The 14,443-nt window shown below is 71.9% G+C and carries 16 protein-coding genes and 1 tRNA gene; 12 read left to right on the top strand and 5 right to left on the bottom strand.

The window, feature by feature from the left end; all coding sequences use genetic code 11:
* The 4 genes from VF746_23855 to VF746_23870 all read right to left on the bottom strand — a co-directional run.
* Positions 1-236, bottom strand: a 236-nt coding sequence (locus VF746_23855; protein HEX8695469.1) for a hypothetical protein, incomplete at its 3' end; no start/stop codon positions are given.
* A 436-nt stretch (positions 237-672) separates the two neighbouring features.
* Positions 673-757 (bottom strand) — tRNA-Ser (locus VF746_23860).
* 56 nt (positions 758-813) lie between these two features.
* Positions 814-1,488, bottom strand: coding sequence for a zeta toxin family protein (locus VF746_23865; GenBank protein ID HEX8695470.1), 675 nt, complete (start codon positions 1,486-1,488; stop codon positions 814-816).
* Positions 1,478-1,825 (bottom strand): type II toxin-antitoxin system prevent-host-death family antitoxin, encoded by a 348-nt coding sequence (locus VF746_23870; protein HEX8695471.1) that lies wholly within the window; start codon positions 1,823-1,825, stop codon positions 1,478-1,480. The genes VF746_23865 and VF746_23870 overlap by 11 nt, the downstream gene beginning before the upstream one ends.
* Before the next feature lie 325 nt (positions 1,826-2,150).
* Here VF746_23870 and VF746_23875 point away from each other — a divergent pair, with 325 nt between their 5' ends.
* On the top strand, positions 2,151-3,677 hold the full coding sequence (locus tag VF746_23875; GenBank protein HEX8695472.1) for a L,D-transpeptidase family protein: 1,527 nt from the start codon (positions 2,151-2,153) through the stop codon (positions 3,675-3,677).
* A gap of 82 nt (positions 3,678-3,759) precedes the next feature.
* Here the strand turns inward: VF746_23875 and VF746_23880 are convergent, their stop codons facing one another.
* Positions 3,760-4,023: a hypothetical protein gene (locus tag VF746_23880; protein HEX8695473.1), complete on the bottom strand. Its 264-nt coding sequence runs from the start codon at positions 4,021-4,023 to the stop codon at positions 3,760-3,762.
* Positions 4,024-4,376: 353 nt separating this feature from the next.
* Between VF746_23880 and VF746_23885 the strand changes: the two genes are divergently transcribed.
* The 11 genes from VF746_23885 (at position 4,377) to VF746_23935 (ending at position 14,083) form a co-directional block, all read left to right on the top strand.
* On the top strand, positions 4,377-5,795 hold the full coding sequence (locus VF746_23885) for a L,D-transpeptidase family protein (protein HEX8695474.1): 1,419 nt from the start codon (positions 4,377-4,379) through the stop codon (positions 5,793-5,795).
* A 238-nt stretch (positions 5,796-6,033) separates the two neighbouring features.
* The gene (locus tag VF746_23890) at positions 6,034-6,438 is read left to right on the top strand and encodes a 4Fe-4S dicluster domain-containing protein (protein ID HEX8695475.1); all 405 of its coding nucleotides are present in this window, start codon (positions 6,034-6,036) and stop codon (positions 6,436-6,438) included.
* Positions 6,438-7,757, top strand: coding sequence for an FAD-dependent oxidoreductase (locus VF746_23895; GenBank protein HEX8695476.1), 1,320 nt, complete (start codon positions 6,438-6,440; stop codon positions 7,755-7,757). The genes VF746_23890 and VF746_23895 overlap by 1 nt, the downstream gene beginning before the upstream one ends.
* Positions 7,720-8,268: a hypothetical protein gene (locus tag VF746_23900; GenBank protein HEX8695477.1), complete on the top strand. Its 549-nt coding sequence runs from the start codon at positions 7,720-7,722 to the stop codon at positions 8,266-8,268. Before VF746_23895 ends, VF746_23900 begins: the two co-directional genes overlap by 38 nt.
* Positions 8,269-8,274: 6 nt before the next feature.
* Positions 8,275-9,393, top strand: a complete 1,119-nt coding sequence (locus tag VF746_23905; GenBank protein HEX8695478.1) for a hypothetical protein — start codon at positions 8,275-8,277, stop codon at positions 9,391-9,393.
* 462 nt (positions 9,394-9,855) lie between these two features.
* Complete coding sequence (locus VF746_23910) at positions 9,856-10,563, top strand: tetratricopeptide repeat protein (protein HEX8695479.1); 708 nt, start codon at positions 9,856-9,858, stop codon at positions 10,561-10,563.
* Between the two features lie 52 nt (positions 10,564-10,615).
* Positions 10,616-11,635, top strand: a complete 1,020-nt coding sequence (lgt, locus tag VF746_23915) for a prolipoprotein diacylglyceryl transferase (GenBank protein HEX8695480.1) — start codon at positions 10,616-10,618, stop codon at positions 11,633-11,635.
* A 238-nt stretch (positions 11,636-11,873) separates the two neighbouring features.
* Complete coding sequence (locus VF746_23920) at positions 11,874-12,827, top strand: cation diffusion facilitator family transporter (GenBank protein HEX8695481.1); 954 nt, start codon at positions 11,874-11,876, stop codon at positions 12,825-12,827.
* Positions 12,828-13,111: 284 nt separating this feature from the next.
* On the top strand, positions 13,112-13,357 hold the full coding sequence (locus tag VF746_23925; GenBank protein ID HEX8695482.1) for a hypothetical protein: 246 nt from the start codon (positions 13,112-13,114) through the stop codon (positions 13,355-13,357).
* A gap of 177 nt (positions 13,358-13,534) precedes the next feature.
* Positions 13,535-13,801 (top strand): hypothetical protein, encoded by a 267-nt coding sequence (locus tag VF746_23930; GenBank protein ID HEX8695483.1) that lies wholly within the window; start codon positions 13,535-13,537, stop codon positions 13,799-13,801.
* 60 nt (positions 13,802-13,861) lie between these two features.
* A complete protein-coding gene (locus tag VF746_23935; protein HEX8695484.1) occupies positions 13,862-14,083 on the top strand; it encodes a pinensin family lanthipeptide in 222 nt (73 codons plus the stop codon).
* Positions 14,084-14,443: the final 360 nt, after the last annotated feature.

Consider the following 14,443-nt stretch of genomic DNA (forward strand, 5'->3'; position numbering starts at 1 on the left):
TACGCGGGCCCTTCGGCCGCCTCGTAGCGGCGGCTCCACTGGTCGGTCGAGACCGCGTCCAGCTCGCGGAACCCCGGCGGGAGGCGGAAGGAGAGGGGGTAGCGCTCGACGGCCCGCCACCCCTCCTGCGCGACCCGGGGCGCCGGGCACGGCGGGGGCGCCTCCGCCCGGCCGCCGCACCCCGCCGCGGCCAGGGCGCCGAGCACCATCCAGAGCCAGCGTCGCGGCGTGCGCATCGGGGACGCGGGAGCGGGGAATCGGGACCCTGCGGCCGGGAGGGCCGCCCACGCGGAAGGGCTGCACGGCCCGGGCCATTTCCCCCCCGCCCGGCGTCTCACTTTGTCCCTCCGGCAGGCGAGAGACAGGTCCTGAAAACCTCACCGATTTCCAGGGAGAGTTCTGGATGGATCCTGATCCGAACGGCGAAAAGCCTCACACGGAGTCAACGGAGTCAACGGAGAGCCCCCGCAGTTCTCCGTTAACTCCGTTTCCTCCGTGTGAGACATTCCGTCATGGATCTCGGTCCCGAACGATCCTCTGCAAGCTGGTATGAGACGAGTCCGATCCCGTTCCGAACCAGGGCGATGCCTCCAGCGCGTGATGCTCGCCGCTCGCGAGAAAACGGAACGCGCCCGGCGGCGGCGGCCGCGGGGCGCGTTCGAAGGCGAGGAGCGGAGGGAGTGGGATTCGAACCCACGAGGTCTCGCGACCCTCCGGTTTTCAAGACCGGTGCAATCAACCGCTCTGCCATCCCTCCAAACAGCCTCGAAGTTATCTGCTCGTCATCGCTTCACGCAACGTCCGCCCCGGGTCTCACGGGCATGGGAAAGCGCCTCGGGACTCAGGCGTGAGGCGGATCGCCGCGATCACGATCGGCTTGGCCCATCGAGGGACATCCTCCAGATCGCACACGTCAACAATGGCGCCGCGGATCATGTGCAGGACGAGTCTCGGCCGGGGTGCCATTCCGAGGGCTGGATTGGCCTCTTCACTGTTGTCGTAGACGAGAAGCTCGGTCAGCCTTGGGAGCAGACGAATCAGGTTGAGCCGGCTGCGGTCGTAGCGCTCACGGATCTTCGTCTCGGGGATATCGTGACCACCTTCCGCGACCCGAGCACGAACGCGGGCGATGTGCAGTTCCGGGCTCTCGAGGCCCACGTACCACATCCGAACCTCGATCTCGGCCTCCAGTGCCGCTTCGAGCAGCCCCGGGATCGTATCGCCGCCCAGCGTCGTCTCGAAGGCGAAGTCCAACCGCTCGGCCACGGCACGCTCCAGCAGGCGCTTTCCCTGGAACCACGCCTCGCTGTTCGCTTCCTCGAGCGTGATTCCCGGCTTCGCCGCGAGAATCCGGCGGGCGGCCTCGTCCGGGTTGAAGTAGTCGGCGCCGCTCTGCCTGACGGCGGCACCGGCCACGCTGCTCTTTCCGGCTCCGTTCGTCCCGGCGAGCACGTGGATTGCCGGCCGAAAATCCCGGTCATCCGTCACTGCGGCGCTCGGCGGCCGCTACCGCCGCCCGGCCGAGTTCATCCGGGGATGCCCCGAACGCCCGCCTGACACCCGCACGAGCTTCGGGCGTTTGCATGCGCTCCAGCAAAGCGTCGAATTCGCCGGTGAGCCTGTCAAGCACGGCTTCTCCGGCTCGTGAGAGCGCGTCGAACCTGTCCAGCGACATGAGCACCGCCCGCGGGGTGTTGTGCCGAGTGATGATGACGAGGCGATCCTGCGCCACGGTGTCGAGAATGCGACCGAACTCGTTCTGGGCCTCCGTCGCCGTAACGGACACCACCCCGGTGCGCTCGGTCGTCTGGGAGAGTCGGTTCACCCCCCGGGCTCTCGGCTCTTTTTTCATACTCCCCTCCCCTGATTCGGATGCTGCTCGCAGATTAGCTAAATCTGCCATTTTCGCCAAACTTGTCAACTGATCTCCTCCCATGATGAGGTGGGGCGGGTGGCCTTCACCCTCCATCGATGGGCGCTCGGGACGCCCTGGAAACTCCCGGGGAGCGACGGCGTACAATCCAGCCGTCCGGTCCGGGTGCACGAAACTGTTTCCTTCCGAGACGGGAGTCGCTATCTTGTGCGCCGCCGGACCTCCCCATCCAGCATCCCGTAGCAGCACCATCCCCGCAATCTCTCCTGCAACGACGATGACCGACCCACGACGTGCCGTGCCCGCGGCGCTGACGCTGGCGTGTATCCTCTCCCTGCCGGCGTCCCCTCGCGAAGCCGCCGCCCAGGCCCCCGCGGCCGCGGCGACGCGCCCGACGCTCACCACGCTGCCGGCCGCGCGCGCCCGGCCGCCCGCCTCGCGCCGGCCCGCGCCCGCCCCGGCGCGCCCGGCCGCGGCCCCCGTGGCCCGGCGGCCGGCCGTGCGCCCGGCGGCCAACCCCGCGCCGCTGCCGGCCAACGCGCGGGCGCTGGCGGCCAACGGCGAGAAGTGGGAGCACATCTCGCCCCAGGCCGTGAACCTGGGCCCGCTCACGCTCCCGGTGGGGCGCGGGCACGCGGGGCCGTCGGTGCTGCGGGTGCAGGTGCTGCTGGACCGCGCGGCTTTCTCGCCCGCGATGATCGACGGGCGCTGGGGGAAGAACACCACCAACGCCGTCTACTGGCTGCAGGCGCGCGAGGGGCTCCCCGCCACCGGCGTGGTCGACGAGGCCACCTACGCGCGGCTCTCGGAGCTGGCCGGCAGCCCCACGGAGCTCGTCCGCCGCCACACGCTCACCGCCGACGACGTGCGGGGGCCGTTCGTCTCGATCCCGGGGAACATCTACGAGCACGCGCGGCTGGACTGCTCGTGCTACGAATCGCTCTCCGAGAAGCTCACCGAGCTCTTCCACGTGCGCGTGGAGCTGCTCCAGAAGCTGAACCCCGGCGTGAACCTGGACCGGCTGAAAGCGGGCGACCAGCTCAACGTGCTGAACGTGCGCGACCCCAACGCCCCGCCCGCGGGGCAGGTGGCCGCGCTGGTGGTGTCGGGGACCGACAACTACGTGCAGGCGCTGGACGCGGGCGGGCGCATCCTGTACCACTTCGCGGCCACGCTGGGATCGACCTTCGACCCCTCGCCCGAGGGCGACTTCACGGTGCTGGAGGTGCACCCGAACCCGTGGTGGCGCTACCAGCCGCGGCTCCTGGCGCACGTGGACGACTGGAAGCCCGAGGCCATGATCCCGCCGGGGCCGAACAACGCGGTGGGGCGGGTGTGGATGACGCTGTCGGCGCCGCACTACGGGATCCACGGCACCAAGAGCCCGGAGACGATCGGCTACGCGCAGTCGGCCGGGTGCGTGCGGCTCACCAACTGGGACGTGACGTTCCTGAGCAGGCGCATCCCGATGGGCACGCCGGTGCAGTTCCGCGGCACCCGCACGCGTCCGCAGGCGCCCGCCCGCGCCGCGCAGGCTGCCGCCCCGAGCGCGCCCGCCGGGCCGCGCGTCCTGGGCGTGCGCGCCGACAGCGCCCGCGACACCACGGCCGCCGCCCCGCGCGACACCTCGCGGGCGCCCGCGCAGCCCGACTCCGCGAAGCGCGAGACGCCGCCGGCACCGAAGCCGGCCGCGCCCGCTGCGAACCCTGCTCCGACTCCGGCGCCGGCGACACCCACGCCCGCGCCGGCCCCCGCCCCTGCCCCGGCGCCCGTTAAGCCGGACAGCGCCGCGGCGGGATCGTAGTCCGGTCCGGTTACCGACAGACGAGAAGGTGCGAGAGCGCGGCCTGGGCTCTCGCACCTTCTGCTTTTAGCCTGCACACCCCTCAGGACCGGCGTTCCGCCCTCTCGCGAAGTGCGCGGACGTGTTCGGCCGATTCGGTGGAATCGGTCCGGCTACACACGACCCCCTCACGCATCCAGAACGCCACCAGCTCGGGCCCCGTCAACGGCATGTTGCTCCCAGCAACAGCGATGCGGTTGCCCGAGAGCACACGGAGGACGTACTCGGCGAGGGACAGCCGAAGCCGCGCAGCCTCCGTCACCAATTCGCGCTCCAACTCCTCGGACGGATCAAGCGTGATGATCACGAGACACTTCTCCATTTAGGGGTCGAATCACAGTGAAGATTAACATCGGAATGAACCCCTGAGCCAACATACGAGAAGGTGCGAGAGAGTGGTCTGCGCCTCTCGCACCTTCTGCTTTTTCCGTTCGCAGTTGAAGCCTCGCCCGCTCCGGACCTGCCCCCGCGGCGAACCCGGCTGGCGAGGCTTGCTGCAGTTGTCGCCGCGGCTTCAGCCGCCTTCGGACAGGGCTACCCATGCTCCCCGATCCCGTAGCACCTCCCCCCTCATCCTTTTCCCCCTCCGGCCCGATTCCTGCCTTCGGTGCGGCGCCCGCCCGCCCCGGGCGGTACGCTAAGCGCAAGAGAGAGTTGACGATGAAGAAGATCGTGATCGCGGGGCTCACCGGGTTCTTCCTGGCCGCCGGGTGCACCGTGGACAAGAACAGGGGCGACGAGCGGCCCGAGCGCGGGGTGGCCGTGGCCGCGACGCCCGACTCGGTGGCCGACCTCGCGTACGCGGACGAGGTGGGGCTCACCCCCGAGGAGCTGGAGCGGGGGCGGCTGGACAGCGACTGGACCGCGGTGGTCTCGCTCGACACCACCGGTGGAGCGCCGGCGGCGCCGAACCCCGAGAAGTGGGAGCAGATCTCGCCGCAGCAGGTCAACCGCACGCCGATCTTCCTGCCGCTGTCGGGCGACGTGGCGGGGCCGTCGGTGCTGCGCGTGCAGATCCTGCTGGACCGCGCGCTCTTCTCGCCCGGCATCATGGACGGGCGCTGGGGGAAGAACACGGTGAAGGCCGTGTACTTCTTCCAGCAGCGCGAGGGGCTGCGCACCACGGGGCGGGTGGACTCGCTCACCTTCAACCGCCTGGTGGAGGCGGCCGGCCGGCCGCGGCAGCTGGCCGTGCAGCACCGGCTCACCGCCGAGGACGTGAAGGGGCCGTTCATCCCCATGCCCGACAGCATCTACGAGCAGGCCGAGCTGGACTGCTCGTGCTACGAGTCGCTCACCGAGAAGCTGAGCGAGCTGTTCCACGCCACCCCGGAGCTGCTGGAGAAGCTCAACCCCAACGTGGACCTCGACAACCTGCAGGCCGGGCAGTCGCTCTGGGTGCCCAACGTGCGCGACCCGGGCGCGCGGGCGCAGGGCGAGGTGGCGCAGCTCGTCGTCTCGGGCCAGGGCAGCTACGTGCACGCGGTGGACGCTTCCGGGCGCATCCTCTACCACTTCCCCTCGACGCTGGGCTCCACCTACGACCCCTCGCCGAGCGGGCAGTTCACGGTGCGGCGGGTGACCAAGAAGCCGTGGTGGCACTTCCAGCCGCAGATCCTGGCCAACGTCCCCGACAGCAAGCCCGAGGCGAGGATCCCGCCGGGCCCCAACAACCGCGTGGGGATGGTGTGGATGGCGCTCTCGGCGCCGCACTACGGCATCCACGGCACCAACAAGCCGGAGACGATCGGCTACGCCACCTCGGCCGGGTGCGTGCGGCTGACCAACTGGGACGCGCTCTTCCTGGCCGACCGCATCCGCCCGGGGACGCCGGTGCGCTTCCGCGACATCCAGGGGCGGCGCGGCGGGCAGGAGTTCGGCGGCCAGCGCAGCACGTCGGCCGACAGCGCGGCGGAGCAGGAGGCCGGGGAAGAGAAGGACGCCGGCCCCGCCGCCCCGGGCGCGCGCGGCGGCGAGGACAGGGACACGGGCGCGTCGAAGGGCCGCTCCGGCTCGGGCGGGACCGGCGGCGGCCGCTCGGGCGGGGGGCGCGACCGCGACACCACGAAGACGCGGTAGACGGGAGCCGAGCCGTCGCCGATCGCGAAGCCCCTCCGGAAGATCCGGAGGGGCTTCGCGCGCGTGGCGTCGAACACGCGGGCACGATCCGTGTAGACTCCCTCCTGCCAAACCAGATGTTCAGCAGCGGCGAGGAGACCCCGGGCGTGCAGTCCGCAGCGCCCGGGGGCGCCGCACACCACGGAGTAGCTTTGATCCCGATCACGTCCGTCCAGATCCACTCGGAAGCCGTCGGCCGATGATCCCCTTCCTGCGCCGCGGGCCGGCGGCTCCCGCCCCGCGGCCGGAGGCCGCGCCGGAAACGGCCGCGGCCCCGCGGCTCCCCGGGCCGGGCGAAGGGAGAGACGCCGCCGGCCAGGTGGTCACCATCGTCGGCAGCGGGACCGTGCCCGGCCAGCGCGGGCCGCTGCCGACCGACGCGGAGCGGCTGCGGCTGCTCGCCGGGAGCTACGTGGAGTCGGTGGCGGGGCGCTGCGTGCAGTGCGGGATCTGCTCGTACAACTGCCCCGTGGGGATCGACGTGCGGAGCTACTCGCGCCGGGCGATGCCGGTGCTGGAGAGCCACTGCATCCTCTGCGGCGAGTGCGTGGCCCGCTGCCCGCGCGGGGTGCTGAGCTTCCACCGCCCCGGCGGCGCGGCGTGATGCGGCGCTACGTGGTGGTCGGCACCGGCATCGCCGGGCTCTCGGCGTGCGAGGCCGTCCGCGAGAGCGACCCGTCCGCCGAGATCACGCTGGTGGGCGAGGAGCCGCACCCGTTCTACTCCCGCCCCGGCCTGGCGTACCTCCTCACCGGCTCCGTCCCCGAGCGCCAGCTGTACGTGCGCACCCCGGCCGAGGTCGCCGCGCTCGGCCTCACCCGCATCCACGCCCGGGCCGCGGCGCTGGACCCCGCCGCGCACCGGCTGACGCTGGAAGACGGGCGCGCCCTCCCCTACGACCGCCTCCTGCTGGCCACGGGCGCCGTCTCCATCCCCCCGGAGTTCCCCGGCGCCGAGCTGGAGGGCGTGCTGCGGCTCGACGGGCTGGACCAGGCCCGCCGCCTGCTGCAGCTGGCGAAGAAGCGGCGGAGCGCCGTGGTGGTGGGCGGCGGGAGCACGGCGCTGGAGATCGTGGAGGGGCTGCACGCGCGCGGGGTGCGCGTCCACTACTTCCTGCGCGGCGACCGCTACTGGTCCAAGGTGCTCGACCCCGTCGAATCGGCGATCGTGGAGGGGCGGCTGGAGGCCGAGGGCGTCGTCCTGCACCGCCGCACCGAGGTGCGCCAGGCGCTGGGGAAGCGGGGGCAGTTGATCGCCGTCGAGACCGCCGCGGGCGAGCGGGTGCCGTGCGACCTGCTGGCCGTGGCGGTGGGCATCCGCCCCCGGCTGGAGCTGGCGCGGGACGCGGGGATCCCCGTGGACCGCGGGGTGGTGGTGAACGAGCTGCTGGAGACCGGCGCGGCGGACGTCTTCGCCGCGGGCGACGTGGCCCAGGTGCGCGACCCGGCCACCGGCCGGTCCGAGCTGGACGCGCTGTGGAGCTCGGCGCTGGCGATGGGGCGGGCGGCGGGGCTCAACCTGGCCGGCGCGGCGGAGCCGTACCGCAAGGCGGTGCCGATGAACGTCACCCGCCTGGCCGGGCTGGTGACCACGGTGATCGGCGCGGTGGGCGGCGGGAAGGACCCCGACATGGTGACGATGACGCGCGGCCAGAGCGAGTCGTGGACGGCCAGCGGGCCCGCCGTGGTGGTGCAGGACCGCCACGGCGTCGACCGCGTGCGGGTGATGCTGGACGAGCGCGCGGTGGCCGGCGCGCTGGTGATGGGCTCGCAGGCCCTCTCGTACCCGCTGGCCCGCCTGGTGGCCGACCGGGTGGACGTCTCCCCGATCCGGGCCGAGTGCGTCGCCCGCCCCGAGGCGGCGCTCGAGCGCCTGCTGGCCTTCCATGACGAACGGTACGGCGTCCGCGCGGCGGCCCACTGAGCTCTGGCTGGCGCTGGGGTTCATCGCCCTGGCCACGGCCGTCTACGTGCCCTTCGCGCTGGACGGGCCCCCGCCGGCCAGCGGGCTCTTCGGCCACACACTCGGGATCATCGGCTTCCTGCTGATGCTCTTCGCGGAAGCCGGCTACACCTGGCGCAAGAACGTGCACCGCGAGGGGTGGGGGCCGATGCGGCGCTGGCTGCAGGCGCACGTCTTCACCGGCCTGGTGGGCCCCTACCTCGTCCTCCTCCACACCGCCTTCGAGTTCCGCGGCCTGGCCGGCGTCCTCGCCCTGCTGGTGCTGGTCGTCGTCGCCAGCGGCTGCGTGGGGCGCTTCGCCTACACCGCCGCGCCCAAGCTGGCCGCCTCGCCCGCGGCGGCGGAGCCGCGCGGCATCCGGCGGGTCCTCTCGTTCTGGTACCTGCTCCACGTCCCCGTCGCGGCCGCCATGTTCGTGCTCGCCATCGTGCACGTCGTGGCGGCGCTGTACTACGCCACCCTGCTGCGCTGACCGGCCGTGCCCGCGTCCTCGTCCCTCACGCGCTGGGCGCTCGGCGCGGCGGCCGTGGCGGCGGTCGGGGCGCTGGCGGCGTGGGCCGCGTCCGGCGGCGGCATCCTCAGCCCCGGGGGGCTGCACGCCGGCCGCGCGGGGGGCGGGCGGCTGGGCGGCGTGGCCTCGCACGCGGAGGTCCCGGCGTGCGGCGCCTGCCACGCGCCGCCGTTCGGGGGCGGGCGGATGGCGGACCGCTGCCTGGACTGCCACCGCGAGGTCCGCGCGGAGCTGGGCGACACCACGAAGCTGCACGGCATCCTGCCGGACGCGGAGCGCTGCCTCTTCTGCCACGTGGAGCACCGGGGCCCGCGCGCCGTCCTCACCGAGTTCGACGGCGAGGGCTTCCCGCACGAGCGGCTGGGCTTCGCGCTCGCCGTTCACCGGGAGACCGCGGACGGGCGGACCTTCACCTGCTCGGACTGCCACGGCCGCGAGACGTTCCGCTTCGCCGAGGCGACCTGCGAATCCTGCCACCGCGACTACCAGGCGGAGTTCGTCGCCACCCACGTGCGGGACTGGGGGACGGCCTGCCGGGCCTGCCACGAGGGGAGCGACCGCTTCTCCGCCTTCCGGCACGACACCGCCGGCTTCCGGCTCACCGGCAGCCACGTGCGGACGCGGTGCGCCGCCTGCCACACGGGCGTGCGGACCTTCGCGGCGTTCGCGGGCGCGCCGGAGACGTGCGCCGGCTGCCACCGCGGCGACGACGCGCACCGGGGCGATTTCGGCACCGACTGCGCCACCTGCCATAATACCGGGCGATGGGAGGACGCCGACTTCGAGCACGCCTTCCCGCTGGACCACGGCGGCGGGGGGATGGTCGCCTGCCGGACGTGCCACCAGGACATGCCGAGCTTCCGCACCTACACCTGCTACGGCTGCCACGAGCACGCCCCGGCGCGCGTGCGCGAGGAGCACCTGGACGAAGGGATCACCGACTTCCGCAACTGCGTCGAGTGCCACCCCACCGGGACCAGGGACGAAGCCGAGGGCCGCGGCGGCCGACGCGAGGATCGCGGGCGGGACGACCGCAGAGAGGATGGAGGCCGGCGCGGACGCGGGAGGGGTGGGCGGGGCGCGTAGCTCCTGGGCGTAGATAGCGGGCTAGCTTGAAACGGCTCGATATGTGCGCTTCTCCGCCATGCGTCGTAGCCAACATGGCAAATGGCAGGATAGGGGACTCTTAATCCCAAGGTTGAAGGTTCCTAGCGGTAACGGGTGTTCGGTCAGTAACCCAAACCGGAGGGGACGGATGACTTGGGAAATGGTTGCCGCGATTGCGGCGATGGTGCAGGCGGGCGCGGCAGTCTGGACAATAGTGCAGGAAGAAAAGAGATGGCCGCGTGGCAGGCGCACGCGCGCGAGATGACACCGGGGGGCGGCTCGTCGAGCCGTAGCTCCGGTTGACACATCTCCCTTGCAGGCGATAGTTTTACAGGCTCGTGCGCACCCCTTCGCCCGGGGTGCGCACGCGCTTCGTATTTCCCGGATCAACAGGTTTCCGGCGCCACCCGGCGCCGCGTGCCGCAACCGCAGGCAGAACGCATGGCTTCCTCCGTCGCCCGCCGTGAGACCCGCCGCGCCGTCGATCCCGACGACGCCATGATGATGCGCGCCGCCGAGATGGCGGCGTGGGCGCGCAAGAACGCGACGACCATCATGATCGCGGCGGCCGTCGCCCTCGTGGTGGTGGGCGCCTTCCTGTACTACCAGTTCGACCGCTCCGCCCGCGCCGGCCGCGCCGCCCGCGACTACCTGCAGCTGCAGTCGGCGATGGCGGCCGACACCGGGGCCGCGGCGCTGCGCCGGCTCGACAGCTTCGCGAAGCAGTACTCCGGCACCCCCGAGGCCGACGCGGCGCGGCTGCGCATGGCCGAGGAGTACCTGAAGCGGGGCCAGGCGAACCAGGCCATGCAGGCCCTTCGCCCGGTGGCCGACGGCGACGGGCCGCTCTCGTACCAGGGGAAGAGCCTGCTGGGCGCGGCGCAGGCGGCCGCCAACCAGCGCGCGCAGGCGATCGCCACCTACATCCAGGCGGCCGACGAGAGCGACCTGAGCTACCAGAAGCAGGAGGCCTTGCAGCAGGCGGCGCTCCTGCGCGAGCAGGCGGGCGACTGGCGTGGGGCGCTGGAGCTGTACCGCCGCATCCTCGACACCACCGAGGAGGGGTCGCTGGAGCGCGGCATCATCCAGCTGCGCATCACCGAGAGCGAGGCGCGCGCGGCCGCCGGCGCCGCCGCCCCGCCGCGGTGACGCCGGCCCTTCGGCAGTCCCCGGGCCGCGGGACCTGAGCGTCCGTCCGCCGATGCTCGCGCTCGCGGCCCTCCTCGAGATCCCCTTCCCGCGGATCGACCCCGTTGCCCTCGACCTCCCCGGACCGCTCGACGTGCGGTGGTACGGGCTGGGGTACCTGGTGGCGTTCGGGGTGGGCTACCTGATCCTGCGCCGCCTGGCCCGCGCCGGCTTCTTCCGCGTGGACCCCGGCACCGTCGGCGACCTGATCTTCGCGCTGGTGATCGGGGTGATCCTGGGCGGGCGCATCGGCTACATCCTCTTCTACGACTTCGCCAGCTTCGCCGCCAACCCGCTGCGGATCATCCGCATCTGGGAAGGCGGCCTGTCGTTCCACGGGGGGCTGCTGGGCGCGCTGGCCGGCGGGTGGTACTTCGCCCGCAGGCAGAAGACGGCCTTCCTGAACGTGGGCGACGCGCTGGCGCTGGGGGTGACGCCCGGCATCTTCGCCGTGCGGGTGGCCAACTTCATCAACGGCGAGCTGTTCGGCCGGGTGGCGGGCCCCGACGTGCCGTGGGCCATGCGCTTCCCCACCGACCCCGAGGCGCTCCGGCTGCTGGGGATCCAGGCGGCGAGCCTGCGCGAGAAGGAGCGGGCGATCGAGCGGGCGTACCAGCTGGGGGCGTGGGACGCGGTGAAGGAGCAGGTGCCGCTGCGCCACCCCTCGCAGCTCTACGAGGCGCTGGGCGAGGGGGCGCTCACCGGGCTCGTCCTCTGGGCCGTGTACTCCTGGCACCGGCGCCGCGGCGTGCGCTGGGGCGACGGGGCGTACGGCGGGCTCTTCCTGGTCTGCTACGGGGCGATCCGCTCCTTCCTGGAGCTCTTCCGCCAGCCCGACGTGCAGTTCACCGGTCCGGGCGACCCGGTGGGCACCGTGCTGGGGCCGCTCACCATGGGGCAGACGCTCAGCCTGCTGATGGTGCTGGCGGGGATCTTCTTCCTGGTGCGCGGCATCCGGAAGGGCCCGCCCCCGCCCGAGCCTACCCCGGCGACCGAAACAACACCAGATCTCACGCAGAGTCGGCAGAGTTAGCCGAGGGGTTTCTCTGCTGACTCCGCTGACTCTGCGTGAGATCAGCAGTTTTGCCCAATCCGGCGGCGCATCCGGCGGCCGGCGCTACTGCGGGCGCCGGCCTTCGTCGTCTCGCCGGAGGATGCCGCTCTTCCGCGGGCTTGCGTTAGATTCAACGGGAGATTCGCTCCGTCGCGCACCCTGTTTGCATCGCGGGGCGCGCGGCAGGGCGGCGATCCAGGCTCCGATCTCACCACACATGGGCGCAGGGCACCACCATCACCACGGGCACGGCCACTCCCATGGCCACCACGGGCACGCCTCCGCGGGGGAGCGCAACCGGCGGCGGCTGACCGTCACGCTGGTGCTGGCGGCGGCCTACATGGTGGCCGAGCTCGTCGGCGGGGTGATGGCGAACTCGCTGGCGCTCCTGGCCGACGCGGGGCACATGCTCTCCGACGTGGGCGCGCTGGGGCTCTCGCTCTTCGCCATCTGGATCGCGCAGCGGCCCGCCACGCCGCAGCGCACCTTCGGCTACTACCGCACCGAGATCCTGGCCGCGCTCGCCAACGCGGCCACGCTGATCGGCATCTCGCTCTACATCTTCTTCGAGGCGTACCAGCGGCTGCGGGAGCCCGAGCCGGTGAAAGGCGCCCTGCTGCTCTGGATCGCCGCCGGCGGCCTGGTGGTGAACCTGCTGGGGATCGCGCTGCTGCACGGCGGCAAGGACGAGAGCCTGAACGTGCGCGGCGCCTGGCTGCACCTGCTCACCGACGCGCTGGGGAGCGTGGGCGCCATCCTGGGCGGCGTGCTGATCTGGGCGTACGGCTGGTACTGGGCCGACCCGGCGGTGTCGGCGCTCATCGGGCTGCTGGTGGTCTACAGCGCCTGGCACCTGATGAAGGAGTCGGTGGCGGTGCTGCTGGAGGGCACGCCCAAGCACATCGACCTGGAGGTGGTGCGGCAGGCGATGCTGGATGTGGACGGCGTGGAGGGGGTGCACGACCTGCACGTGTGGACCATTACCAGCGGGATGGACGCCATGAGCGGCCACGTGGTGGTGGGCGAGGCGGGCGCCCGCCCCCCGGCCGACGAGATCCTGGCCGAGCTGCACCGCGTGCTGCACGACCGCTTCGGCCTGGGCCACCTCACCATCCAGATCGAGCCGCACGAGTTCAAGGAGATCGGCTGCGTCCCGCTGGCCGGCTGCTGATCACGCCATCCACGGAAACGACAGGTCTCACGCAGAGTCGGCAGAGGTAGCAGAGGAACACCTCCGCCGATCGCTGCTCGCGTGAGAGAAGGGCTTTGGGCGAGGTCTCACTCGATGGGGGCGTGATGTTTCCTTGACCGCGCGCCCCGCCGCCCGCATCCATTCCATCGTCCATCCCCTACGCGCCACCGCGCGGATGATCCACCCGGGTCACGGCGGCGCGTGCGCTCACGTCGACGGAACCTCTCCGGAGAAGCGCGCCACCTTCCTCAGGAGTAAATCCCATGAAGCTCAGGCTGAGGCTGGACGACCTGCGGGTCGAGACCTTCGCGACCGCCAGGGCGGCGGCGAAGGAGCGCGGCACCGTGCGGGCGAACGAGGCGACGTGCCTGGAGACCTGCGCCCAGTCGGGGTGCCTGTCGGGCCCGGACGGATGCCCGCACACGTGGGACGACACCTGCGGGATGACGTGCGAGACCTGTCAGCCCGGCTGCACGTACGGCGACACCTGCACCTTCCCGGTGTGCTGACGAGCGGGCGCGGGCCGGCCCGGCCCGCGCCCGGCTTCCTTGCGCCCGGGGTCCGGCGCGCGCATCTATTCACGCGCCCTCCACTCACCTCCCGACGCTTTCGTCACTCCGCGCCGGTACACCCTCCGGCCGAAGCGCGCGGGCTCTTTCCCCCACCCATGCTGGAGATCCTTCCCGATGAAGCTGAAGCTGAACCTCGACGACCTGCGCGTGGACGCCTTCGAGACCACCCCGGCGGACTCCGGCGAGCGCGGGACGGTGCGCGCGCTGGAGCAGACCTCGCCCGGGTGCGAGACGGAGGTGTGCAACAGCGCCCCGTGCGTCGCCACCTACGACCCCACCTGCGAGTGGTCGTGCGAGGGCACCTGCGGGCTGTCGTGCAACCCCACCTGCCACTACCTGATGGAGACGTGCGGCAACAGCTGCGTCGTCTGCGATTCCTGAGCGCCGGATCCACTGATCGATCGGAGAAGCGCTCCACCACTTTTCCCGGGAGCCACCCCCATGAAGCTCAAGCTGGAACTGGACGACCTGCGGGTCGAGACCTTCGAGACCGCCGCCGATTCCGACGGCGAGCGCGGCACCGTGCACGGGAACGAGTCGCGTCCGGGCATGCCGTGCGCCACGGCCGCTCCCACCTGCTACTACTCGTGCGAGGAGACCTGTCCGCTCTCCTGCAACCCGAGCTGCATCGCGACCGACGCGTTCTGCTGCCCGGAAAGCTGAGACGCACGTCGGCAAGAGGAAATCGGGCGCGGGCCGGCGGGTCCGCGCCCGATTTCTCTTGCGCGCGGCGCCCGCGGCGCGCAGGCTCATACCGAATCCGGTCGAACGGGGGAAGGACGAGGGCAAGCGGGCATCCGTGCCGCTACCGCGCCCACCTGCCAGGGCGAGTAGATCCTTCGGCCCTGCCGTCATCCGGGCGGATGCCGGTTCCGGTGTGGCCGGGCCCAGACCGTGTGAAAACCTCCGCGACTGGGAGTTGCGACGGTTTTCAAGAAGAGCGAGACGCGAAATTCGGGGTGAGCGGCCTGAGCAGCGTCTCAGATGCGTCTGGAGGGAGAACCCGCTCCTCTGGAGCCTTGA

This window comes from Longimicrobium sp. (assembly GCA_036389795.1).
GTDB lineage: Bacteria > Gemmatimonadota > Gemmatimonadetes > Longimicrobiales > Longimicrobiaceae > Longimicrobium.

Coding starts and splice junctions, on each gene's coding strand:
- VF746_23875 (HEX8695472.1), top strand. CDS start 2,151: ATGACCGACCCACGACGTGCCGTGCCCGCGGCGCTGACGCTGGCGTGT.
- VF746_23885 (HEX8695474.1), top strand. CDS start 4,377: ATGAAGAAGATCGTGATCGCGGGGCTCACCGGGTTCTTCCTGGCCGCC.
- VF746_23890 (HEX8695475.1), top strand. CDS start 6,034: ATGATCCCCTTCCTGCGCCGCGGGCCGGCGGCTCCCGCCCCGCGGCCG.
- VF746_23895 (HEX8695476.1), top strand. CDS start 6,438: ATGCGGCGCTACGTGGTGGTCGGCACCGGCATCGCCGGGCTCTCGGCG.
- VF746_23900 (HEX8695477.1), top strand. CDS start 7,720: ATGACGAACGGTACGGCGTCCGCGCGGCGGCCCACTGAGCTCTGGCTG.
- VF746_23910 (HEX8695479.1), top strand. CDS start 9,856: ATGGCTTCCTCCGTCGCCCGCCGTGAGACCCGCCGCGCCGTCGATCCC.
- lgt (HEX8695480.1), top strand. CDS start 10,616: ATGCTCGCGCTCGCGGCCCTCCTCGAGATCCCCTTCCCGCGGATCGAC.
- VF746_23920 (HEX8695481.1), top strand. CDS start 11,874: ATGGGCGCAGGGCACCACCATCACCACGGGCACGGCCACTCCCATGGC.
- VF746_23925 (HEX8695482.1), top strand. CDS start 13,112: ATGAAGCTCAGGCTGAGGCTGGACGACCTGCGGGTCGAGACCTTCGCG.
- VF746_23930 (HEX8695483.1), top strand. CDS start 13,535: ATGAAGCTGAAGCTGAACCTCGACGACCTGCGCGTGGACGCCTTCGAG.
- VF746_23935 (HEX8695484.1), top strand. CDS start 13,862: ATGAAGCTCAAGCTGGAACTGGACGACCTGCGGGTCGAGACCTTCGAG.